Here is a 20,575-nt window from a genome sequence, read left to right as displayed (position 1 = left end):
CACACTACCGGCCAGTAGTGTCAGCAGGGAGAGATGCTGACGCCGAGTGCTCCAGGGCCGGTGTGCGCCCCGATGATCGCGCTCGTCTCCGAGAGCAAGAACTCGTGTCCTAGAGGGATCTCGTCGCGCAGACGCTCGATCAGCTCCTCTGCGCGCTCGCGCGAAGCGAAGTGCTCGACTGCCACGTCAACGGGCCGACCTGACGTGTGCAGTGCGGCGAGAGCGGCCAGGCGGGAGATCGCGCGTTCGGTTCCGCGCACGCGCTCAAGGGGCTCGATGCGGCCCTCGTTGAGCGCGAGCAGTGGCTTGATGGACAGCGCTGAGCCGATCAGTGCCCGTGCGGCGCCGATGCGGCCACCACGGCGCAGGAACTCCAATGTGTCCACGTAGATGAGCGAGCTGGCGCCGCCGAGCCTGTGGTTGACGATGTTCAGCACTTCGCGCGGACTCGCGCCCGCCATCGCCGCCTCGGCGGCCGCGATCGCCGCGAAGCCCACGACCATCCCGCACGCCCGCGAGTCGATGACGTGCACCGGCACTCGCGTGTGCCCTGCGGCCTCGCGCGCGGTGGCGCAGGTTTGGGACAGCTCGGTGGACAGGTGGATGGACACCACCGCCTCCACTCCTGCCGCCACGGCGTTCTGATAGGTCCAGAAGAACGCGGCGGCCGGTGGCGGGGCGGTCGCGACCTGCTTCCGCGCGCGCATCGCGGAGACCAGGTCCGCCGTGGGCACACGTGCCTCGTCGGTGGCGGTCTCGCCGACCTGGAGCTGCAGTTGCACCACCGTGATGCCCAGGCGCCTCGCCAGCTCCGGGGGAAGCGAAGCGGTGGAGTCGGTCACCACGGCCACTCGCCGATTCATGAACGTGAGGCTAACTCCGATTTGGCGCGAAATGAGGGGGTGGGTGTCGGAGAGCCGTGCTACTCATCACACATGAGCGAAGCACTGGTGCTGATCAGGCACATCACCATCGATTGCGCGGACCCGTACGGCTTGGCCGAGTTCTGGGGTCGCGTGACCGGTTGGCCGATGGGCGAGGGCGACGAGCCGGGGGACCCCGAGGTGCTGCTCGAATCGAGCGAGGGGCCGGGCCTGCTGTTCATCCGCGTTCCCGAGGGCAAGTCGGCCAAGAACCGGCTGCACCTGGATCTTCAGCCGCGGCGGCGCACGCGGGACGAGCAGGTGGAGTGGCTGGTCGGCATCGGCGCGAAGGTCTTCGACGACCAGCGGCGGCCGGACGGCGCGGGCTGGGTGACGATGACCGATCCCGAGGGCAACGAGTTCTGCGTCGAGCGCAGCGCCCAGGAGCGCGCTTCGGGGTGAGAACCGTCACGCGGGGTGCGCGTGGCTCGGACATTACTGACGGGTAACCTGTGCGTAAGCAAGGCCACAAGTGCCGTGCGTGCAACGGCATGGCAGGGTCAGCAGCAATTCCCGTCACAGACGCGCCCGCCGCGAGTTGTCAGGAGGTCGAAGGGGACCTATGAACATCGTCGTCCTGGTCAAGCAGGTGCCAGACACCTGGTCCGAGCGCAAGCTCACCGACGGAGACCACACCCTGGACCGCGAGGCCGCTGACGCGATCCTCGACGAGATCAACGAGCGCGCGCTCACCGAGGCCCTGCGGCTGAAGCAGGAGCTCGGCGGCGAGATCACCGCCGTCTGCATGGGCCCGGAGCGCTCCACCGACGCGATCCGCAAGGCGCTGTCGATGGAGGCCGACAAGGCCGTGCACCTCTCCGACGAGGCGCTGCGCGGGTCGTGCGCGGTGCAGACCGCCAAGGCGCTGGCCAAGGTGATCGGCACGCTCGACTCCGTGGACCTGGTCATCGCGGGCAACGAGGCCACCGACGGCCGCACCGGCGCGATCCCGGCCATGCTCGCGGAGCTGCTCGGGCTCGCCCAGCTGACCCACGCCAGCAAGGTCACCGTCGACGGCGGCACCGTCACCATCGAGCGCGAGACCGACGAGGGCAAGGCCACCGTCCAGGCCGCGCTGCCCGCCGTGGTCAGCGTGACCGAGAAGATCTGCGAGCCGAAGTACCCGTCCTTCAAGGGCATCATGGCCGCGAAGAAGAAGCCGATCGCCAAGCTCACGCTGGCTGACGCCGGTATCGACGCGAGCGAGGTCGGCATCGCCAACGCCCTGTCCAAGGTCGTCGAGGCCGCCCCGAAGCCGCCGCGCTCCGGCGGCGAGCGGGTCACCGACGAGGGTGACGGCGGCGTGAAGATCGCCGAGTACCTGATCGCCCAGAAGCTCGTCTGACCCGGAAGCGAGGAGAACATGTCCGAGGTACTCGTTCTCGTCGACCACGTCGACGGCGAGATCAAGAAGGTCAGCTTCGAGCTGCTCGCGGCCGCACGCCGCATCGGTGAGCCCTCGGCCGTCGTGGTCGGCGCTCCCGGCACCGCGGCCAAGCTGAAGGAGTCGCTGGCCCAGCACGGCGCGGCCAAGGTCTACGTGGCCGAGTCCGACACCGCCGCCGACGAGCTGGTCACGCCGAAGGTGGGGGTGCTGGCGTCGCTGGTCGCCTCCGCCTCGCCCGCGGCCGTGCTCGTCTCGGCGACGCTGGAGGGCAAGGAGGTCGCCGGGCGGCTCGCCGTGCGGATCGACTCCGGTCTGCTCACCGACGCCGTCGACGTGGCCGCCGACGGCTCCGTCACGCAGTCCATCTTCGGTGGCGCGTTCACGGTGAAGTCGCAGTCCACCGCCGGTGTCCCGGTGATCAGCGTGCGCCCCGGCGCCGTCGAGGCCGAGCAGGTCGACGGTGCCGCGACCGAGGAGACCGTCGAGGTCCCCTCCGCCAGCGCGCCCGCCAAGATCGTCAGCCGTGAGCCGGTCGTCGGTGGCGACCGCCCCGAGCTGGCCGAGGCCTCCGTGGTCGTCTCCGGTGGCCGCGGCGTCGGCAGCGCGGAGAGCTTCGAGGTCGTGGAGAAGCTCGCCGACGCGCTCGGCGGTGCCGTCGGCGCGTCCCGAGCCGCGGTCGACTCCGGCTACTACCCGCACCAGTTCCAGGTCGGGCAGACCGGCAAGACCGTCTCGCCGCAGCTGTACATCGCGCTGGGCATCTCCGGCGCGATCCAGCACCGGGCGGGCATGCAGACCTCGAAGACCATCGTCGCGGTGAACAAGGACGCCGAGGCGCCGATCTTCGAGATCTCCGACTTCGGCGTCGTGGGTGACCTGTTCAAGGTCGCGCCGCAGCTGACCGACGAGGTCGCCAAGCGCAAGGGCTGACGTTTAGCCAATTCGTGGGGAGTTCCGGTCCGTCCGGGGCTCCCCACGAGTCGTTCACCGGACTGTCATCCCGGCTCCGCGTGGCCGTATCCGTGGGTCCGGACGCGATCGGTACACCCTGCGTATGGCGCAGCCCAGCGTGCTGCTCAGCACGCAAGAGCACAGGTCCACGTACTCGCTCCTGGTGGCGAGGGACGGTGATGACGTGGTGGCCGCGCAGCGGTTGCGGCACCAGGTCTTCGCCGAAGAGATGGGTGCGAATCTGCCCGGTCCCCTCGACACCGAAGACCCGCTTGCGGGGTCGAGCATCGACTCAGACCCCTTCGACGAGATCTGCGACCACCTCCTCGTCCGCGACGACAGCACCGGACAGATAGTCGGTACCTACCGCGTCCTGCCCGCAGGGCGTTCGGCGCGCTGTTACTCCGAGACCGAGTTCGACCTCAGCGCGCTGTCTCCGTTGCGTGCGTCCCTCGTGGAGACAGGACGTTCCTGCGTGCATCCGGATCACCGTTCTGGCGCGGTGATCGGTCTGGTGTGGGCGGGCCTCGCGCGCTACATGTTGCTTACAGGGCACGAATGGCTCGCTGGGTGCGCTTCGGTGCCGCTCGCGGACGGTGGTGCTTCGGCGGCCGCTGTGTGGGATCGCGTGCGGAACAAGCACTACGCGCCCGAGGAGTACCGCGTGCGCCCGTTGACGCCGTGGGACGCTTCGGCCGCTGTGTGCGCTCGTAAGGCGGAGATCCCGCCGTTGTTGCGCGCGTACCTGCGGATCGGCGCGTGGGTGTGCGGGCCGCCCGCGCACGACGCGGACTTCGGTGTCGCGGACTTCTACGTGCTGCTGTCGATGAGTCGGATGGATCAGCGCTACACGCGGTTCTTCTTGGGCGGCTGAAAAGGACTGGACCTCCAGTGCGGTGGAGGGTGCAGGCTGTTCCTCGTGCCCTCATCCACCACCCCTGCCGCTGAGAGCGGAAGCGCCCTCTGGGCCCCTGACCGCCGTGTCCCGACCCTGGCCCTGATCCTGCTCGTCACCCTGGCCGCCTTCGAAGCGATGAGCGTCGGCACCGCGTTGCCCACGCTCGTCGCGGAGCTGGGCGGCCAGGACCTCTACTCGTGGCCGTTCACCTCGTTCCTCGCGGCGAGCGTGATCGGCACCGTGCTCTCCGGCCGCGTCTGCGACCGCCTCGGCCCCGTGCCGTCGTTGGTCGTGGCGCCGGGACTGTTCTTCGCCGGGCTCGTGGTGGCCGGTGTCGCGGACAACATGTGGGTGCTGCTCGTCGGCCGCGTGCTCCAGGGCGCGGGTGCCGGTGCGCAGATCGTGGCGCTGTACGTGATGGTCGCGCTGGTCTACCCGGAGCGCGACCGGCCCGCGGCGTTCGGCGCGCTGTCCGCCGCGTGGGTGGTGCCGTCGCTGGTCGGTCCTGGCCTCGCGGGCCTCGCGACCGAGCTGCTGTCGTGGCGCGTGGTGTTCCTCGGGTTGGCGCCGCTGGTCCTCATCGGCTGGTTGCTGCTGATCCCCGTGGTGAAGACGCTGCGCGCGCGTCCCGACGCGGTCCCTGAGCAGCCGGACGCGCCGCGCAAGGGGCTGCCGCTGGCCGCCGTGTGCGCAGCTGTCGGTCTTTCCGCGCTCACGTGGGCGGCGGAGCACCCGCAGCTCTCGTCGCTCTTCCTCGGCCTCGGTGGTCTGGTGCTGCTCGCACCGTCGCTTCGGCGACTGCTGCCGCCCGGAACGCTGCGTGGCAAGTCCGGACTACCTGTCGTCGTGCTCTCGCGCGGTCTGCTTTCCGGCTCGTTCTTCGCCGTGCAGGCCTACATCCCGCTGGTGCTGTCGAACGTGCACGGGTACTCGCCGACGCTCGCGGGCGTTCCGCTGACCGTGGGCTCGTTGGGCTGGTCCGCCGCCGCGGCGTGGCAGGCACGGCAGCGCGACGTGCAGAGCGAGGTCATGATCCGCCGTGGCTTCCTGCTGCTCGCGGTGGCGCTGGCCGGGGCTGTGCTGATCGCTCCCGCGTGGGGGCCCGCGTGGCTGATCTACCCGCTGTGGGCGATTGCCGGGTTCGGCATGGGGACGGCCATGCCGAACATCGCGGTGCGCGTGCTCGCGCTGTCCACACCGGGCGACCGCGGCTTCAACGGGGCCGCCGCGCAGGTGTGCGACATGTTCGGCTCGGCCGCGCTGATCGGGCTCGGCGGAGTGCTCGTCGGGGCGATCGCCTCTGCCTCGCAGCCGACCGCGGCGGTGATCCCGCTCGATCTCGTGATGGCCGGGTTCGCGCTGCTCGGAGCGGCCTTGATCAGCCGCAACGTCACGAAGTCATAGCTCGAAGCGCACGTCGGCGAACCGGCGTTCGTCGAAGCGCTCGTGTCCTTCCAGCAGCTTGCGGCCGATCCTGCGGAGGTCGGCGAGGTCGCGCTCGGTGAGCATGCCGCCGAAGCAGTCGGTCAGCGCCCGGTGGTAGGCCGGGCGGGTCCGCTCGGTGAGCGCCAGCAGGCCGGCGTCGGTGATCACGGCGTCGGTCTGCCTGCGGTTGTCCGGCGGCTGCTCCCTGGTGGCCCAGCCCCGGCGGACCAGCCGCTCGACCAGCCTCGTGGCCCCGCTCGGGCTCGTCGCGAGCGCGTCGGCGAGGCGCAGCATCGACATCCGCCGCTCCGGCGCGTTCGCCAGCCGGAAGAGCGCCTGGTGCTCCACCAGCGTGCAGTCGCCCGCCGCCTCCATCCGCGCGGTCATCGCCGCCTGGACGGCCTCCACCGCCTGCTGGGCGTGCAGCCACGCGGACAGCACCTCGGGGTGGTTGCCGGGCACGTCGATCTTCGGCCAGCTCTGGTCGGCTCCGCTCACGTGACCCAGCATACGCTTGACACCGCTAAGTTTTCGAGCGCAATCTTTTTGCATGAAAATGTCTTCGCCGATCGCCGTGACGGGTGCCACCGGCGTCCAGGGCGGAGCCCTCGCCACGCTCCTCCTGGACCGTGGTCAGGCCGTCCGCGCCCTCACCCGTGACCCGACTTCGACCGCCGCGCGAGCACTGCGCGACCGTGGTGCAGAGGTCGTTCGCGCCGACTTCGACGACCCTGTCTCGCTCGCTGCGGCGTTGAGCGGCAGTCGGGCGATGTTCCTGATGAGCACCCCGTTCGGCACCGATGCCGCTACCGAGATCCAGCAGGGCATCGCCGCGATCGACGCCGCGGTTCGTGCTGAGGTCCAGCACGTCGTGTTCAGCTCTGTCGCGCACGCTGACCGTAGGACCGGTGTGCCGCACTTCGACAGCAAGTGGGAAATCGAGCGCTATCTGGCACGCGCGGGCCTCGCGTGGACAGTGCTTGGTCCTGCCAAGTTCATGGACAACTACGCCACCGGCTGGGCCGCGTCGTTGCTGCGCGAGGGACGATTGGTGCTGCCGTTGTCCGCTGACCGCTCCATCGCCCTGGTCTGTGCCGCCGACATCGCGGGCATGGCCGCGCTCGCACTGGCTCAGCCGGAGCGGTTCGCCGGTGTCCGCATCGACATCGCCGGTGACCAGTGCACACCCGCAGAGCAGGCTGCGTCGTTCGCCGCTGTGCTCGGCCGCCCTGTTGCTTTCGAGCGGGTGCAGGCTCAGGGGTACGGCGATGACCTCGCGGCGATGTTCGAGTACTTCGACACCGTGGGGCTCGATGTTGACACTGCGGCGCTCCGGGCGGAGTACCCCGAGGTCGGCTGGCGCACGTTCGACCAGTGGCTTGGAGCTACCCTGGTCAGGACATGACTTACCTGGATCACGCGGCGACCACGCCGATGCTGCCTGAGGCCGTGGCGGCGATGACCGAGGCGTTGCCCGTCGTGGGCAACGCCTCGTCGCTGCACACCTCGGGCCGTCGCGCGCGCCGAGTGGTCGAGGAAGCCCGCGAGTCTCTTGCGGCGTCGGTCGGTGCTCACCCCTCCGAAGTGATTTTCACCGGCGGCGGCACCGAGGGCGACAACCTCGCGCTTAAAGGCATCTTCTGGGCCCGTCGCGCCGCTGACCCGCGCCGCGTCCGCGTACTGGTTTCGGCGGTGGAGCACCACGCCGTGCTCGACAGCGCGGACTGGCTCGCCGAGCACCAGGGCGCCGTGGTCGAGACGGTCCCCGTGGACTCCGTTGGCCGCGTACAGCCGGAGGCGCTGGCCGAAGCGATCGACCGCGATCCGGAGTCCGTCGCGCTGGCCAGCGTTATGTGGGCGAACAACGAGGTTGGCACGGTCAATCCGATCCGTGAGCTGGCTCTCGCGCGTGATGTTCCGTTGCACACCGACGCCGTGCAGGCGGTCGGGATGGTGCCGGTGGACTTCGCGGCTAGTGGCGCGAACGCGTTGGTGCTGACCGGGCACAAGCTCGGTGGCCCTGTTGGCTTCGGCGCGCTGCTGCTGCGGCGCGACACCGCGTGCACCCCCGTGCAGCACGGCGGCGGCCAGGAGCGCGACGTGCGTTCAGGGACGCTCGGGCTCGCGGGGATCGTCGGGCTGGCGACAGCGGTGCGACACGTTGTGGCGTCGCAGCTGGAGGAAGCGGCTCGGCTGCACGAGCTGCGGTCGGAGCTCGTGCGCGGAGTGTTGGCGGCAGTGCCCGACGCGGTGCTCAACGGCGATCCGGTGGACGTGCTGCCAGGGACGGCGCACTTCACGTTCCCGGGATGTGAAGGCGACAGCCTGCTGATGTTGTTGGACAGCAAGGGAATCGAGTGCTCGACCGGCTCCGCGTGCACGGCGGGCGTCGCGCAGCCGAGCCACGTGCTGCTGGCCATGGGAGCCGACCGGGCGGCGGCGCGGGGATCGCTGAGGTTCTCCCTCGGGCATACCTCGACCGCCGCCGACGTTGCCGCTGTGGTGGCCGTGATCGGTCCGGCGGTGCAGCAGCTGCGAGGCGCCGGGCGGCGCAAGATCGGTGTGAGGGCGTGAAGTGATGCGAGTACTGGCGGCGATGAGCGGCGGAGTGGACTCCGCGGTCGCGGCGGCGCGTGCGGTGGCCGACGGCCACGACGTGACCGGCGTGCACCTGGCGCTCTCGGCCAAACCGGGCACGCTGCGCACCGGCTCGCGCGGCTGCTGCACGATCGAGGACTCCCACGACGCGCGCCGCGCCGCCGACGTGCTCGGCATCCCGTTCTACGTGTGGGACCTCGCGGAGCGCTTCACCGAGGAGGTCGTCGACGACTTCGTCGCGGAGTACTCGGCGGGGCGCACCCCCAACCCGTGCATGCGCTGCAACGAGAAGATCAAGTTCGCCGCGCTGCTGGACAAGGCGATCGCGCTGGGCTTCGACGCGGTCTGCACCGGCCACTACGCTCGGCTGTCCACTGTGGACGGAGCGCCGGAGCTGCGGCGCAGCGCGGACGGCGACAAGGACCAGTCCTACGTGCTGGCCACGCTGACCGAGGAGCAGCTGCGGCACTCGATGTTCCCGCTCGGCGGCTCGACCAAGCCCGCGGTGCGCGAGGAGGCCGCCGAGCGCGGGCTGTCCGTCGCGGAGAAGCCCGACAGCCACGACATCTGCTTCATCCCCGACGGTGACACGCGAGGATTCCTGCGCTCCAAGATCGGGGAGCGGCCCGGCCAGCTCGTCGACGACGCCACCGGCGCGGTGCTCGGCGAGCACGCCGGAGTGCACGGCTTCACCATCGGCCAGCGGCACGGCCTCGGCATCGACACGCCCGCTGCGGACGGCCGCCCCCGTTATGTGCTCGCGCTGGAACCCGTTTCGGGCACGGTGCGCGTTGGTTCCGCAGAGCGCCTTGAGGTCGCTGCGATCACCGGCTCGCGCGTGACGTGGCCCTCCGGGCGCCCGCTGACCGAGCCGACCGAGTGCGTCGTGCAGGTCCGCGCGCACGGCGGCCTCGCGCCCGCGCTGGCCGAGGTGTCCGGCGACTCCCTGGCGCTCAGCCTCCGCGAACCCCTGCGCGGCGTGGCCCCCGGCCAGACCGTCGTCCTCTACGCGCCCTCCCCCTCCGGCGACCTCGTCCTCGGCGCCGCCACCATCACCGCCACCGCGCCCCGCACTCCGTGACCCCGCGCCCGCCGTCCTCGCGTTTTGGCTACTTGTTGTGAAGTTGAACGTTCACAAATCGCAACAAGTAGCCAAAACGCGAAAAACTCCGCCGTCCCGCTCGCCTCATCGCGAGCCGGAGTGGTCTAGGGATTCCCGTTTCGTAGTCATAGCGGGATTGGGAGTACGAAACGGGATTTGGCGTGCCTGGGGGACGATGAGGGTCGGGTCGTGTTCTGTGGGGGCACGGGGGGTTTAGGTGGGGGACCAATCGGTGTTGGCTCCGCAGAGGACTACGCAGGGGAGGAGTCCGGGGACCGCGCCGGAGAGCCACGCTGCGAAGGGGACTGCGGCGGCGGGCTCCACGGCCAGGCGGGCTTCCTCCCAGAGGCGGTCGCGGGCGGCGAGGATTTCCTCGTCTGTCACGAGGAGTGAGACTGCGCGCTCGTGCAGTGCGGAGTGAGCCAAGCTTCCTACGCGGACGGCGCCCAGGGCTGACGCGGCGATTGAGTCCACTGTGGAGTCGACGGGGTGGCCCGCCTGGACGGCGGCGTTGAAGCAGCAGCAGGTGGCGGGTTCGACGGCGACCACGGTTCGGGTGCCGATCGCTGAGGCGATGCCGGTGACCAAGCCGCCTCCGCCCACCGCGACGGCGACGGCGTCCACGTCGGGGGCGTCCTCGACGATCTCCTCGCCGACGGTGCTCTGGCCCGCGATGACGTCGGGGTCGTCGTAGGCGTGCACGAACCGCACGCCGGGTTTCTCACCCTCTTCGAGCGCGGTGGCCAGGGCCTCGGCGTAGCCGCCCGCGTGCGGGACCACTTCGGCACCGAGAGCGCGGATGCGGCGGAGCTTCGATTCGGGCGCGTTGGCGGGGACGTGCACGCGAGCGGGGATGTCGAGGTGTTGTGCCGCAGTGGCAACGCCCATGCCGTGGTTGCCGCCGGAGGCGGTGACGGCGAGGTCAGGGCGTGGGCCGGAGAGCAGCGCGTTGGTGGCTCCGCGCAGCTTGAAGGAGCCGGTGAGCTGCAAGTGCTCCAGCTTCAGCACGAGCGGGCGACCGTCGATCGTCAAGCGCAGCAACGGAGTGCGCCTGATGTACGGGGCGATGCGCGCGGCGGCGGGGGAGACCATGACCTCAGCTTGCGGCCACGGGCACCCTCTCGGAAAGTTAAGTCTCCTGAGCCGAGTTAAGGAGCGCTAATGGTCGACCCGGGGCGACTGCGGGTGCTCGTGGAGGTCGCGCACGCCGGATCGATTGCCGCCGCCGCAACACGAATGGCCTTCACGCCGTCCGCGTTGTCCCAGCAGCTGAGCAAGCTCGAACGCGAGGTCGGCGCCCGGCTGCTCGACCGGGGCCCCGGCGGCGTGAAGCTCACGGCGGCCGGTCGAGTCCTCGTGGAGCACGGGGAACGCGTGCTCGGCGAACTGCGGGCGGCCGACGAGGCGGTGCGCGCGCTGCTCGGCGAGGAGCCGGAGCGGCTGTCGATCGGCGCCTTCCCCACGGCGGGCCAGCTCCTGGTCCCGGGCGCGCTCGGCGAGTTCCGGAGCAGGCACCCCGGAGTGCAGCTGTCGCTGGTCGACCTCGAACCGCCGTCGGGCTACGGGCTGGTGGCCTCGCGCGAGCTGGACCTGCTGATCACCCACCGCTACCCGGGCGTGGTGCTGCCGAAAGCCGATGGGCTGCAACGGTTGCGGCTGCTGGACGATCCGCTGCTGATCGCCATGCCCGCCGCGCACCCGCTGGCAAGGGCCGAGCGCGTCGCCCTCGCCGACCTCGGCGGGCAGGAGTGGATCTGCGGCGGTCCCGGCATCGCGGACCTGATCACGCTGGAACGCTTGGCGCGGCGCGGCGGTATCGACGTGAAGGTCGCCTTCGAGACGCACAACTACGAGGTCACGCTGGCCCTGCTGCGGGCGGGCCTCGGCATGGCGCTGCTGCCCGCGAGCGTGTTCGCGGAGGCCGACACCACGCGCGTGGTGGCCAGGGTGCTGACTGACGCGCGACCCGTGCGGCGGGTGTACGCGGTGCTCCGACGGCGGCCGTCAGCCCTGGTCAGCGAGGTTGTGGAGCTACTGCGAACGGTGGCGGAATCCGTTCGCTGGCCGCGCTGACCCGATCGGCGAGCGCCTCGGCGAGCAGCCTGCGGATGTTCTGGTCGTGCGCGGAGTAGTAGACGAAGGTGCCCTCGCGCCTGCCCCGCACCAGCCGGGCGAGGCGGAGCTTGGCCAGGTGCTGGCTCACCGCGGTCGGGGTCGTCCCGACGAGGTCGGCGAGCCCGGCGACGGAGGACTCGCCCTGGTACAGCGCCCAGAGGATCTTGATCCTGGTCGGGTCAGCCAGGAGGCGGAACGCCTCGGTCGCCGCTCGGACGTCGTGGTCGGCTGGCATCAGGAAGTCCGGGTCGCCGGTCTGCACCGCAGCAGCTTAGCCATGTGCGTACCTGCATGCATTCGCAGGAATGCGCACGGAAAGGTGGTCGAGGGCCGCCCCCGCCACGGGGCGCGTCACGAGGGCGGCCCCCAGTCTCAGAACCCCTTGAAGATGGTCGTGAACTCCCACTGCGACTGGGCGATCCCGCTGCACGTCGGGGAAACCCCGCCGCCGGCGCAGGAGCCGTTGTCGCGGCCGATCGACCAGAAGCCGATGAAGCCGATGGAGTTCGACCGGGCCCAGTCGAGGAGTTTGCGAGCGTGGGCCTGGGTGGTGGTCATGCCGGTGTCGTTGCGGCCGATCATCGGTGTCACGCCGAGCTTGGCGCGCAGCTGCGCGTCGGACTTGCCGGGCCACACGGTCTTCATCTGCCGCAGCACGGCCTGTGACGCGGAGATCATCGCGTCACCCCAGTCACCGGTGTAGCCGAAGTTCATCAGCATCGGGTTGACCAGCACGTCGACGTTGTGGCGCGCGGCGCTTTGCAGGATCTGCAAGGAGAACGGGTCGACGCCGTAGTCCTGGCCCTGCACGCGCAGCGTGTAGCCGACGGAGGTGCCGCGTTCGCGCTGGATCGTGGCGAGCGCCTGGTTGACGGTGTCGGCGGGGATCGCGGCCTCGACGTCCACGTCGATGTGCGTCGCGCCGGTCGCGTCGAGGATCTTGCGGTAGGCGTCGGCCAGAGCGGAAGCCGTGCCACAGACGTGTTCCAGGTACGGGCCGAGCGCGCCGCCGGTCGCGATGACGACGTCACCGCCCATGGCCTTCAGCTCGCGGATCTGGTTGATGACGCGCGGTTCGGTGAGGTCGATCGTGCCGCCCCACTTGGGATCGCAGCCCGCGTGGCTGCCGAGCGCGAAGGCGAGGGTGAAGTGCTTGACGCCGGTCGCCCGCGCCACCTCGGGCAGCGTCGGCCGCTCCATCGTGATGTCGATGTAGGGCGCGTACCGGATGGGAGCTGCTTGCGCGGAAGCTGGCTGCACCAGCGCAGCCATCGCGATGATCACGGCGAGCAGGGTTCTGACCACGACAACGCCTCCCAACGGGTGCTGGCGGCGGCCGGGCTCCTCGACCGTAAGTGGCCTGGACCACTTCGTCAATAGGTCTAGACCACAACCTCCGTATCGGCCGAACGTGCCGGGGTGATAGGCAGAGCGGGTGACAACACCGCTCCTGCCAGCCGGAACAGCGACCGGAATCGGTTCCATGCCCGGCGTCGACCCGGTCGAGGCCGCCCGCGTCATCGCCGGTGAGCTGCCCCTGCTGCCGCACCTGCCGGAGCTGCCCGCGCGCGGCGTCGGCGCGGACCTGATCGGCCGCACCGCCGGGCTGTTGGTGGACCTGGCGGTGGAGGTCGTGCCCTCCGGCTACCGGGTGACCGCCCGGCCCGGGCGCGACCACCGGCGCTGCGTCGACCAGCTGCGCGGCGACATGGACGCGATGGAGGAAGTGCTCGACGGCGTGCGGCCCGAGCTGTTCAAGGTCCAGGTCGCCGGGCCGTGGACGCTGGCCTCGATGATCGAGCTCCAGCGCGGGCACCGGGTGATGACCGACCACGGCGCGCTGCGCGAGTTCGGTGAGTCGCTGGCGGAGGGCCTTGCCCGGCACGTCGCCGAGGTCGCCGCGCGCACTGGTGCCAAGGTGATCGTCCAGCTCGACGAGCCCGTGCTGCCCGCCGTGCTCGCGGGTTCGCTGCCGACGCCCTCGGGTTACGGCACCGTGGCGACGGTGCACGCGCCGGAGGCGGAAGCCTTGCTGCGCAACGTGATCACTTCCGTTGGCGCTCCGGTGGTGGTGCACTGCTGCGCCGAACGGCCGCCGGTGTCGTTGCTGCGGCGGGCCGGTGCGAGTGCGATCGCGCTGGATGTGGCTCTGTTGAGCGGCAAGGAGCTGCTGGACGAGCTGGGCGAAGCCTGGCAGGAGGGCCTTCCGCTGTGGCTCGGCGTGGTCCCGGGCGTCGACCCCGGCAAGCCGATGTCGCTGCGCGAGGCCGCGACGCCCGCCTTCACCCTCGCCGACCGCCTGGGATTCGACCGCGCCCGCCTGAGCGAGCTGGCCGTGCCGACGCCCGCCTGCGGTCTGGCCGGGGCGACGCCGCAGTGGGCTCGCCGCGCGCTCGCGCTGGTCAACGACGTGGCCAAGGCGTTCGTGGAGCCGCCGGAGAGCTGGTGAATTCGGCTCTCGACACGCATTGACGCGAGACGGAAGCCGGGGGGAGGATTGGCGCCCAATAGGCAACATTCTTAACTATTGGGCTCCCGCCGCCAGCCCCGGAACGGAGGGTCTGTGCGTCGTGCCCACGTCATAGCCGTCGCCACCGCGCTCGTCGTCACCGCCAGCCCAGCGATCGCCGCCCCCTCGGACGGGCACGTGCGGGTCGACGGGATCGGCTACGCCGTCGGCGAGAGCAAGACCGCCTACTTCCTCAGCGGCGCCACCGGGAACGCCTCCTTCGAGGTGCTCAACCAGAAGGGTTCCTCGGTACTGCGGGGGAAGGCGGGCGCGAGCCTGGGCGGCTGGAACCAGCGCTTCACCTCCGTGCGGCCGCTGGACCTCTCCGCCGTCGACAAGCCGGGTCGCTACCGCGTGCGCGTCGCCGGGGTCACCTCGCCGGAGTTCTCGATCGGCTCGGCCGAGGACGTGTTCCGGCCGTGGATCGACAAGACGGTGGAGTTCTTCCAGACGCAGCGCGACGGCGCGGACGTCGTCCCCGGCGCCTTCGACCGCAAGCCCTCGCACCTCGCCGACCGCAAGGCGACGGTCTACGAGACGCCGGAGTTCGACGACCAGAACCGGCCGACCACCGTGCTCAAGCCGGTCGGCGGGCCGGTGGACGTAGAAGGCGGCTGGTTCGACGCGGGCGACTTCCTCAAGTTCACCCACGCCACCTCGTACTCGCTGGCGAGCCTGCAATACCTCCAGCGCGAGCTGAAGAAGCCGCACGCGGGGCTCAACGCGGAGATCAACCACGGGCTGAGGTGGCTCGACAAGGCGTGGGACTCCGCGAGCAAGACCCTCTACATCCAGGTCGGCATCGGGCCGGGCAACGAGGACCTCGGCTTCAAGGGCGACCACGACGTGTGGCGGCTGCCCCAGGACGACGACGCGCTGAACGTCAAGCCGGGCGACGAGAAGTACTACGTCAAGCACCGCCCGGTGTTCCGGATCACCGCGCCGATCAGCCCCAACCTCGCGGGCCGGGTCGCGGCGTCGTTCGCGCTCGGAGCGCAGTACAACGCGCGCCAGAACCCCTTGCTGGCCAAGAAGTACCTCGACGAGGCGGCCTCGATCCTGGCGAACGCGCAGACGGAGAACGTCGACCCGGAGAAGCTGGTGACCGCGCTGCCGAGGGCGTTCTACCCGGAGAGCTCCTGGATGGACGACATGGAGCTGGGCGCGGCCGAACTCGCGGCGGCCGGGCGTGCGCTCAAGGACCCGCGCGCCGGCGAGTGGGCGACGGCCGCGACGAAGTGGGCCAAGCGCTACATCGACAGCGGCGAGACCGACACGCTCAACCTGTACAACACCAGCGCGCTGGCTCACGCGTCCCTGGTTCGCTTGCTGCGCAACGGTTCTGTGCGCAAGGCCGAGGTCACTGAGCGGGATCTGACCGAGCACTTGAAGAAGCAGCTCCAGTCCGGTGTGGACAGTGCGGCGAAGAGCCCGTTCCGCACGGCGGCCAGCGTCACCAGCTTCGACGCGGCGCCGCGCAGCTTCGGGTTCGCCTCCACCGCGCAGCTCTACCGCTCGCTCACCGGCGACCGCGCGTTCGAGGCGTTCGGCACGCGGCAGCGCGGGTTCGCGCTCGGCGCCAACGCGTGGGGTGTGTCGCTCGTCGTCGGCGCGGGTGACTTCTCGCGCTGCGTCCACCACCAGGTCGCCAACATCCAGGGCGATCTCAACGGCGGCAAGAAGGTGCTGGTGGGCGCGGTGATCAACGGTCCGAACAAGGCCGGGCTGCTCGGCGACCTCGGCGAGTTCGGTGACATGCGGCCGTGCCAGCGCGACATGAAGGCCTTCGACGGCGCGGGCTCGGAGTTCCTGGACGACACCAGGTCGTGGGCCACCTCGGAGACGGCGATCGACTTCACCTCGACGGCGATGCTGACCTTCGGGTTGACGTCGCTGCGCTAACCGACGAGCAGCACCCCGGTGTAGGCGACCACGGTCACCAGCACCGTCGATCCCAGGCCGAGGACCAGTGCCTTCGGGCCGGTCCCGGCCAGGGATCGAAGCTGCACACCGGTCCCGAGCCCGAAGAGCGCGCCAGCCAACAACAATCCGGTGATGTCCTTCGTCGTCGGCACCCACGCCTCGGGGAACACCGACGTGCTGCGCAACGCCACCATCGCGAGAAAACCCAGTACGAACAACGGGATCAGCGGCGGGCGCTTGCCTTCCACGGCGGGACGCCTGCGCCGCTCCACGATGCTCAGCCCGGCCGCGAGCGGGGCCAGCAGCACCACGCGGCTGAGCTTCACCACGACCGCGGCGGCCACGGCGGCGGCACCGGCGGGGGAGGCCGCGGCGACCACCTGGGCGACCTCGTGCACGCTCGCGCCCGCCCACATGCCCAGCTCGACGCCGCCGGAGAGCAGCGGCAGCACCAGCATCGAGATGCTGCCGAACAGCGTGACCAGCCCGATCGCGGTGGCGACCTCGGACTCCTCGCGCTCCACGATGCCCTCGACGGCGGCGACCGCGGACGCGCCGCAGATCGAGAATCCCGTGCTGACCATCAACGTCAGCCCGCGCGGCAAACCGAGCAGGTGGCCGAGCAACACCGTTCCGAAGAACGTCACCACGACCGTCACCAGCACCACGAGCAGCATCCCGCCGCCGAGCTGGAGCACCTGCGCCACCGACAGCTGCACGCCGAGCAGGACCACGCCCGCGCGCAGGAACCGCCGCGTCGCCCACTTGAGGCCCGACCTCGTCGACTCCGGCAGCACCGGGAGGTTGCCGACCACGACACCGAGCACCACCGCGCCGGTCAACGGGCTCACCGCCGGGAGCAGCCGGTTCACCGCCAGCGCGAGGACGACGGCGAGGGCGATGGCGAGCAGGCCGGGTGTGTGGGTTCGGACAACTGAGTGGCGGGATACAGCGGGCACGGTGCCACCCTGCCTCCTCCCGGGAGCCTTCGGTACCCCAGAGATCAGCAACAGGTCATACCCTTGGGCTATGAGTCAGCCACCGGACGTCGAGTCACTGCGGCTGCTCGTCCTGGTCGGCGAGCTGGGCAGCCTGGGAAGGGCGGCCCGTGCCCTGGAGATCAGCCAGCCCTCGGCCAGCAAGCGAATGTCCACTTTGGAACGACGCCTGCGCCTGGAGCTTGTCGAGCGCGGCCCCGGCGGCTCCAGCCTCACCACGGCCGGGCGCGTGGTCAGCGACTGGGCGCGGCGCGTGCTCGACGAGCTGGACGTGCTGCTGGCCGGGGCCGAGGCACTGCGCGGCGAACAGGACGCTGAGCTGCGCGTCGCCGCGAGCATGACCGTCGCCGAACACCTCGCTCCCGGCTGGATCGCGGAGCTGCGGCGCGGGGTGGCAGATCTGTACGTGGGCCTCCAGGTGACGAACTCCGGCACGGTCGCCGACCTGGTGCGCAAGGCCGAGGTGGCGATCGGCTTCATCGAGTCGCCGACCGTGCCGCCCGGCCTGAACTCCCGCCGCGTGGCCACTGACCGCCTCGCCGTGGTCGTCGCGCCGCACCACGCCTGGGCCCGCCGTCGGCGTCCGCTGAGTGCTGCCGAGCTGGCCGCGACCCCGCTCGTCGTGCGCGAATCGGGCTCCGGCACGCGGGACACGTTGGAGCGCGCGATCGGCGCTGTGCAGCCGCTGCTCGAACTCGGCTCGACCACGGCCGTGCGCAGCGCGGTGATGAGCGGAGCGGGACCCGCCGTGCTGAGCGTGCTCGCCGTGCAGTCCGACCTCACTGACGGAAGGCTCGTCGAGGTCCCGGTGGACGGCCTCGACCTCCGTCGCTCGCTGCGCGCGGTGTGGCCGTCCGGGCGCACACTGGGCGGCCACGCGGCGACCTTGCTCGCGGTCGCGGTTCGCTCCACCCAGTGACCTGCTCAGTACAGCGAGGTGACGAAACCACCTCCGGCAGGGCAACATGATCGGCGACGAAGAATGGGGTGCATGTGAAGTTCCTGCGTCGCCGGGCCGAGGAACCCGATCACGCCGCGCTCGCCGCCGCCTTCTGGCAGCGGTGGGAGGAGCTGCTGCCCGTGCTCAGCTCCGCGCTCGGCGAGCGTGAGCCGCGCAAGGTCGAGCCGCTGCTGTGCGACACCGTCACCGCGCTGCACCCCGACCTGCACTTCACCATCGAGCGCGGCCACGAGTCCGTGTACGCGCTCGTGGTCAGCGCCCAGGGCGATCCCGCGCTGCGCCCCTACACCGACGCGTGGTTGGCCGCAGCGCCGCCGTCGAGCGCGCTGTGGGAGTACCACGACGCCGTGCCCGCCGTGCCCGATCCGACGCAGGTGACGGTGAACCTCGGCGCGCACCGCCTCGCGCTCGGGCAGGTCCGCGTCTCCGCGCGGGTCGACGAGGACGCGGGCGTGGTCGACGTGGAGGTCTACCACCCGAGGCTGTCCGAGCTGGACGACGCCGCCAAGGCCGCGATGACCTTCCTGCCGCTGGACGCCACCCTGGGCGAGCGCCTCGCGGCGGACCGGCTCGGCCGCGTGGAGACGGCGGAGACCGAACCGGATGACTCGATCGGGTTACTGGAGTTCCGCGACCTCGTGCGCGAGCTGGACCGGATGGCGGGCGGCTGAGGTTACGCTGCACGTGTGACCAGCGCCGATGATGTTCCGAACGACGTGCGAGAGCGCCACTCGGTGCTCGCTCAGGAGATCTCCGAGCACCAGTTCCGGTACTACTTCAAGACGCCGACGATCTCCGACGGCGAGTTCGACGCGTTGTTCCAGGAGTTGCAGGCGATCGAGGCCGAGCACCCGTCGCTGGTCACCCCGGACTCGCCGACCCAACGCGTCGGCACGGAGTTCGTCACCGAGTTCAAGGCCGTCGACCACCTGGAGCGGATGCTCAGCCTGGACAACGCCTTCGACCACGACGACGTGCGCGCGTGGGTGGAGCGGGTCGAGAAGGAGGTCGGTTCCGGCGCGCACTACCTGTGCGAGCTGAAGATCGACGGGCTCGCGGTCAACCTGCTGTACGAGAACGGCCGCCTCACCAGGGGCTTGACCAGGGGTGACGGGCGCACCGGCGAGGACGTGACGCTCAACCTGCGCACGCTGCGCGACATCCCTTCGCAGCTCACCGGGACTGACGAGTTCCCCGTGCCCGAGCTGGTCGAGGTGCGCGGCGAGGTGTTCTTCACCCTGGAGGACTTCGAAGCGCTCAACGCCGGTCAGGTCGCCGCCGAGAAACCGCCCTTCGCCAACCCGCGCAACGCGGCGGCGGGATCGTTGCGGCAGAAGGACCCGCGCGTCACCGGGAGCAGGGCGCTGCGGATGATCTCGCACGGCCTCGGCAAGCGCGGCGGCTTCGAACCCGCGCGGCAGTCGGAGTCCTACGCGGCGCTCAAGGCGTGGGGCCTGCCCGTGTCCGGGCACACCAAGGTGCTGTCCACAGTGGAGGAACTGCTCGCGCACATCGACCACTGGGGCGAGCACCGGCACGACGCCGAGCACGAGATCGACGGCGTGGTGATCAAGGTCGACGAGGTGCCGTTGCAGCGCAGGCTCGGCAGCACCTCGCGCGCGCCGCGCTGGGCGATCGCCTTCAAGTACCCGCCGGAGGAGGCCACCACCGAGCTGATCGACATCCGGGTCAACGTCGGTCGCACCGGCCGGGTCACGCCGTACGCGGTGATGGAGCCGGTCAAGGTCGCCGGGTCCACCGTCGCCATGGCCACGCTGCACAACGCCGACGAGGTCCGGCGCAAGGGCGTGCTCATCGGCGACCGCGTGGTGATCCGCAAGGCGGGCGACGTGATCCCGGAGGTGCTCGGCCCGGTCGTGGACGCGCGCGACGGCTCCGAGCGCGAGTTCGTGATGCCGACGCACTGCCCGGAGTGCGCGACGGAGCTGGCGCACCAGAAGGAGGGCGACGTCGACATCCGTTGCCCCAACCAGCGCAGCTGCCCGGCTCAGCTGCGGGAGCGGTTGTTCCACCTGGCGGGGCGCGGCGCGTTCGACATCGAGGTGCTCGGCTACAAGGCCGCGACCGCGCTGCTGGAGTCCGGGGTGATCGCCGACGAGGGCGACGTCTTCGACCTCACCGCCGATGCGCTGCTCCAGGTCGAGCTGTTCCGCACCGACAAGGGCGTGCTGTCCAAGAACGGCGAGAACCTGCTGGAGAACCTGGAAACCGTCAAGGACCGTCCACTGTGGAAGGTCATCGTGGCGCTGTCCATCCGGCACGTCGGCCCCACCGCGGCGCAGGCGCTGGCCCGCGAGTTCGGCTCGCTCTCGGCGATCGCGGCGGCCGAGGAGGAGAAGCTGGCCGCCGTGGACGGTGTCGGCCCGCGCATCGCCAAGTCCGCCCACGAGTGGTTCCAGGTCGACTGGCACCGCGAACTGGTCGACAAGTGGCGCGCGGCGGGCGTGCGCATGGAGGACGAGCGCGACGAGTCCGTGCCCAGGACCCTCGAAGGCATGTCGATCGTGGTCACCGGCACGCTGACCGGCTACTCCCGCGACGAGGCCAAGGAAGCGATCATGGTTCGCGGTGGCCGGGCCGCGAGCGCGGTCTCCAAGAAGACCTCGTTCGTGGTGGTCGGCGACAACCCCGGCTCCAAGCACGACAGGGCGCTGCAGCTCAAGGTCCCCGTCCTGGACGAGCCCGGCTTCACCACCCTCCTCACCGAGGGCCCGGAATCCGCCACCAAGATCGCCCAGTTCAGCGACCCCACCCCCTCCTGACC

General features: G+C 70.5%; 20 protein-coding genes. 14 read left to right on the top strand and 6 right to left on the bottom strand.

The features are described 5' to 3' along the window. Nucleotides 1–20: 20 nt before the first annotated feature. Nucleotides 21–863 carry a DegV family protein gene (locus CCN37_RS03710; RefSeq protein ID WP_086819205.1) on the bottom strand — a complete coding sequence of 281 codons (843 nt, stop codon included), beginning with the start codon at nt 861–863 and terminating at the stop codon, nt 21–23. A 72-nt stretch (nt 864–935) separates the two neighbouring features. Here CCN37_RS03710 and CCN37_RS39610 point away from each other — a divergent pair, with 72 nt between their 5' ends. The 5 genes from CCN37_RS39610 (at nt 936) to CCN37_RS03685 (ending at nt 5,563) form a co-directional block, all read left to right on the top strand. Next, nucleotides 936–1,325, top strand: coding sequence for a VOC family protein (locus CCN37_RS39610; RefSeq protein WP_086819204.1), 390 nt, complete (start codon nt 936–938; stop codon nt 1,323–1,325). A 160-nt stretch (nt 1,326–1,485) separates the two neighbouring features. Continuing rightward, nucleotides 1,486–2,268, top strand: a complete 783-nt coding sequence (locus CCN37_RS03700) for an electron transfer flavoprotein subunit beta/FixA family protein (RefSeq protein ID WP_086819203.1) — start codon at nt 1,486–1,488, stop codon at nt 2,266–2,268. Nucleotides 2,269–2,286: 18 nt separating this feature from the next. Then, the gene (locus tag CCN37_RS03695; RefSeq protein ID WP_086819202.1) at nt 2,287–3,240 is read left to right on the top strand and encodes an electron transfer flavoprotein subunit alpha/FixB family protein; all 954 of its coding nucleotides are present in this window, start codon (nt 2,287–2,289) and stop codon (nt 3,238–3,240) included. 124 nt (nt 3,241–3,364) lie between these two features. Further along, nucleotides 3,365–4,135 carry a GNAT family N-acetyltransferase gene (locus CCN37_RS03690; protein ID WP_086819201.1) on the top strand — a complete coding sequence of 257 codons (771 nt, stop codon included), beginning with the start codon at nt 3,365–3,367 and terminating at the stop codon, nt 4,133–4,135. 45 nt (nt 4,136–4,180) lie between these two features. Then, nucleotides 4,181–5,563 carry an MFS transporter gene (locus tag CCN37_RS03685; protein ID WP_246842800.1) on the top strand — a complete coding sequence of 461 codons (1,383 nt, stop codon included), beginning with the start codon at nt 4,181–4,183 and terminating at the stop codon, nt 5,561–5,563. Here CCN37_RS03685 and CCN37_RS03680 read toward each other — a convergent pair. Further along, nucleotides 5,558–6,082, bottom strand: coding sequence for a MarR family winged helix-turn-helix transcriptional regulator (locus CCN37_RS03680; protein ID WP_168200506.1), 525 nt, complete (start codon nt 6,080–6,082; stop codon nt 5,558–5,560). The genes CCN37_RS03685 and CCN37_RS03680 overlap by 6 nt on opposite strands. Before the next feature lie 52 nt (nt 6,083–6,134). Here CCN37_RS03680 and CCN37_RS03675 point away from each other — a divergent pair, with 52 nt between their 5' ends. From CCN37_RS03675 to mnmA, 3 genes are read left to right on the top strand one after another with little or no spacing between them, the layout of a single operon-like run. Then, on the top strand, nt 6,135–6,989 hold the full coding sequence (locus CCN37_RS03675; protein WP_246842799.1) for an NmrA/HSCARG family protein: 855 nt from the start codon (nt 6,135–6,137) through the stop codon (nt 6,987–6,989). Continuing rightward, a complete protein-coding gene (locus tag CCN37_RS03670; RefSeq protein ID WP_086819197.1) occupies nt 6,986–8,158 on the top strand; it encodes a cysteine desulfurase family protein in 1,173 nt (390 codons plus the stop codon). The genes CCN37_RS03675 and CCN37_RS03670 overlap by 4 nt, the downstream gene beginning before the upstream one ends. Before the next feature lie 4 nt (nt 8,159–8,162). Further along, nucleotides 8,163–9,263, top strand: a complete 1,101-nt coding sequence (gene mnmA / locus CCN37_RS03665; RefSeq protein WP_086819314.1) for a tRNA 2-thiouridine(34) synthase MnmA — start codon at nt 8,163–8,165, stop codon at nt 9,261–9,263. Nucleotides 9,264–9,497: 234 nt separating this feature from the next. On the opposite strand, the gene CCN37_RS03660 is transcribed toward mnmA, so the two are convergent. Continuing rightward, complete coding sequence (locus CCN37_RS03660) at nt 9,498–10,376, bottom strand: serine/threonine dehydratase (RefSeq protein WP_086819196.1); 879 nt, start codon at nt 10,374–10,376, stop codon at nt 9,498–9,500. A gap of 69 nt (nt 10,377–10,445) precedes the next feature. On the opposite strand from CCN37_RS03660, the gene CCN37_RS03655 reads away from it, so the two are divergent. Then, entirely contained in the window at nt 10,446–11,357 is a 912-nt protein-coding gene (locus CCN37_RS03655) for a LysR substrate-binding domain-containing protein (protein WP_086819195.1), read from the top strand. Here the strand turns inward: CCN37_RS03655 and CCN37_RS03650 are convergent. Then, entirely contained in the window at nt 11,299–11,634 is a 336-nt protein-coding gene (locus CCN37_RS03650; RefSeq protein ID WP_086819313.1) for a helix-turn-helix transcriptional regulator, read from the bottom strand. The two genes, CCN37_RS03655 and CCN37_RS03650, sit on opposite strands and share 59 nt — an antisense overlap. A gap of 137 nt (nt 11,635–11,771) precedes the next feature. Then, nucleotides 11,772–12,704 carry a chitinase gene (locus CCN37_RS03645; RefSeq protein ID WP_246842798.1) on the bottom strand — a complete coding sequence of 311 codons (933 nt, stop codon included), beginning with the start codon at nt 12,702–12,704 and terminating at the stop codon, nt 11,772–11,774. Between the two features lie 130 nt (nt 12,705–12,834). Between CCN37_RS03645 and CCN37_RS03640 the strand changes: the two genes are divergently transcribed. Next, the gene (locus CCN37_RS03640; protein ID WP_086819194.1) at nt 12,835–13,848 is read left to right on the top strand and encodes a methionine synthase; all 1,014 of its coding nucleotides are present in this window, start codon (nt 12,835–12,837) and stop codon (nt 13,846–13,848) included. A gap of 114 nt (nt 13,849–13,962) precedes the next feature. Beyond that, nucleotides 13,963–15,810, top strand: coding sequence for a glycoside hydrolase family 9 protein (locus CCN37_RS03635; RefSeq protein WP_086819193.1), 1,848 nt, complete (start codon nt 13,963–13,965; stop codon nt 15,808–15,810). On the opposite strand, the gene CCN37_RS03630 is transcribed toward CCN37_RS03635, so the two are convergent. Then, nucleotides 15,807–16,790: a YeiH family protein gene (locus CCN37_RS03630; protein WP_371503586.1), complete on the bottom strand. Its 984-nt coding sequence runs from the start codon at nt 16,788–16,790 to the stop codon at nt 15,807–15,809. The genes CCN37_RS03635 and CCN37_RS03630 overlap by 4 nt on opposite strands. Nucleotides 16,791–16,860: 70 nt before the next feature. On the opposite strand from CCN37_RS03630, the gene CCN37_RS03625 reads away from it, so the two are divergent. The 3 genes from CCN37_RS03625 to ligA all read left to right on the top strand — a co-directional run bounded on the left by CCN37_RS03625 (nt 16,861) and on the right by ligA (nt 20,573). Continuing rightward, a complete protein-coding gene (locus tag CCN37_RS03625; protein WP_086819192.1) occupies nt 16,861–17,748 on the top strand; it encodes a LysR family transcriptional regulator in 888 nt (295 codons plus the stop codon). A 74-nt stretch (nt 17,749–17,822) separates the two neighbouring features. Next, nucleotides 17,823–18,461, top strand: a complete 639-nt coding sequence (locus tag CCN37_RS03620; RefSeq protein WP_086819191.1) for a hypothetical protein — start codon at nt 17,823–17,825, stop codon at nt 18,459–18,461. A 15-nt stretch (nt 18,462–18,476) separates the two neighbouring features. Continuing rightward, nucleotides 18,477–20,573 (top strand): NAD-dependent DNA ligase LigA, encoded by a 2,097-nt coding sequence (gene ligA, locus CCN37_RS03615; protein ID WP_086819190.1) that lies wholly within the window; start codon nt 18,477–18,479, stop codon nt 20,571–20,573. The last annotated feature ends 2 nt before the right edge of the window (nt 20,574–20,575 follow it).

It is taken from the genome of Allokutzneria sp. NRRL B-24872 (genome assembly GCF_002155965.1).
Lineage (GTDB): Bacteria > Actinomycetota > Actinomycetes > Mycobacteriales > Pseudonocardiaceae > Allokutzneria.
The sequence above is the reverse complement of the archived record's forward strand: the minus strand, read 5'-3'. Positions and strand labels throughout refer to the sequence as shown.

What these genes read in the sequence shown, in the direction of transcription:
- CCN37_RS03675 (WP_246842799.1), top strand. Translation starts at nt 6,135, where the DNA reads ATGAAAATGTCTTCGCCGATCGCCGTGACGGGTGCCACCGGCGTCCAG.
- CCN37_RS03710 (WP_086819205.1), bottom strand. Translation starts at nt 863, where the DNA reads ATGAATCGGCGAGTGGCCGTGGTGACCGACTCCACCGCTTCGCTTCCC.
- CCN37_RS03700 (WP_086819203.1), top strand. Translation starts at nt 1,486, where the DNA reads ATGAACATCGTCGTCCTGGTCAAGCAGGTGCCAGACACCTGGTCCGAG.
- CCN37_RS03655 (WP_086819195.1), top strand. Translation starts at nt 10,446, where the DNA reads ATGGTCGACCCGGGGCGACTGCGGGTGCTCGTGGAGGTCGCGCACGCC.
- CCN37_RS03650 (WP_086819313.1), bottom strand. Translation starts at nt 11,634, where the DNA reads ATGCCAGCCGACCACGACGTCCGAGCGGCGACCGAGGCGTTCCGCCTC.
- mnmA (WP_086819314.1), top strand. Translation starts at nt 8,163, where the DNA reads ATGCGAGTACTGGCGGCGATGAGCGGCGGAGTGGACTCCGCGGTCGCG.
- CCN37_RS39610 (WP_086819204.1), top strand. Translation starts at nt 936, where the DNA reads ATGAGCGAAGCACTGGTGCTGATCAGGCACATCACCATCGATTGCGCG.
- CCN37_RS03625 (WP_086819192.1), top strand. Translation starts at nt 16,861, where the DNA reads ATGAGTCAGCCACCGGACGTCGAGTCACTGCGGCTGCTCGTCCTGGTC.
- CCN37_RS03670 (WP_086819197.1), top strand. Translation starts at nt 6,986, where the DNA reads ATGACTTACCTGGATCACGCGGCGACCACGCCGATGCTGCCTGAGGCC.
- CCN37_RS03690 (WP_086819201.1), top strand. Translation starts at nt 3,365, where the DNA reads ATGGCGCAGCCCAGCGTGCTGCTCAGCACGCAAGAGCACAGGTCCACG.
- CCN37_RS03660 (WP_086819196.1), bottom strand. Translation starts at nt 10,376, where the DNA reads ATGGTCTCCCCCGCCGCCGCGCGCATCGCCCCGTACATCAGGCGCACT.
- CCN37_RS03695 (WP_086819202.1), top strand. Translation starts at nt 2,287, where the DNA reads ATGTCCGAGGTACTCGTTCTCGTCGACCACGTCGACGGCGAGATCAAG.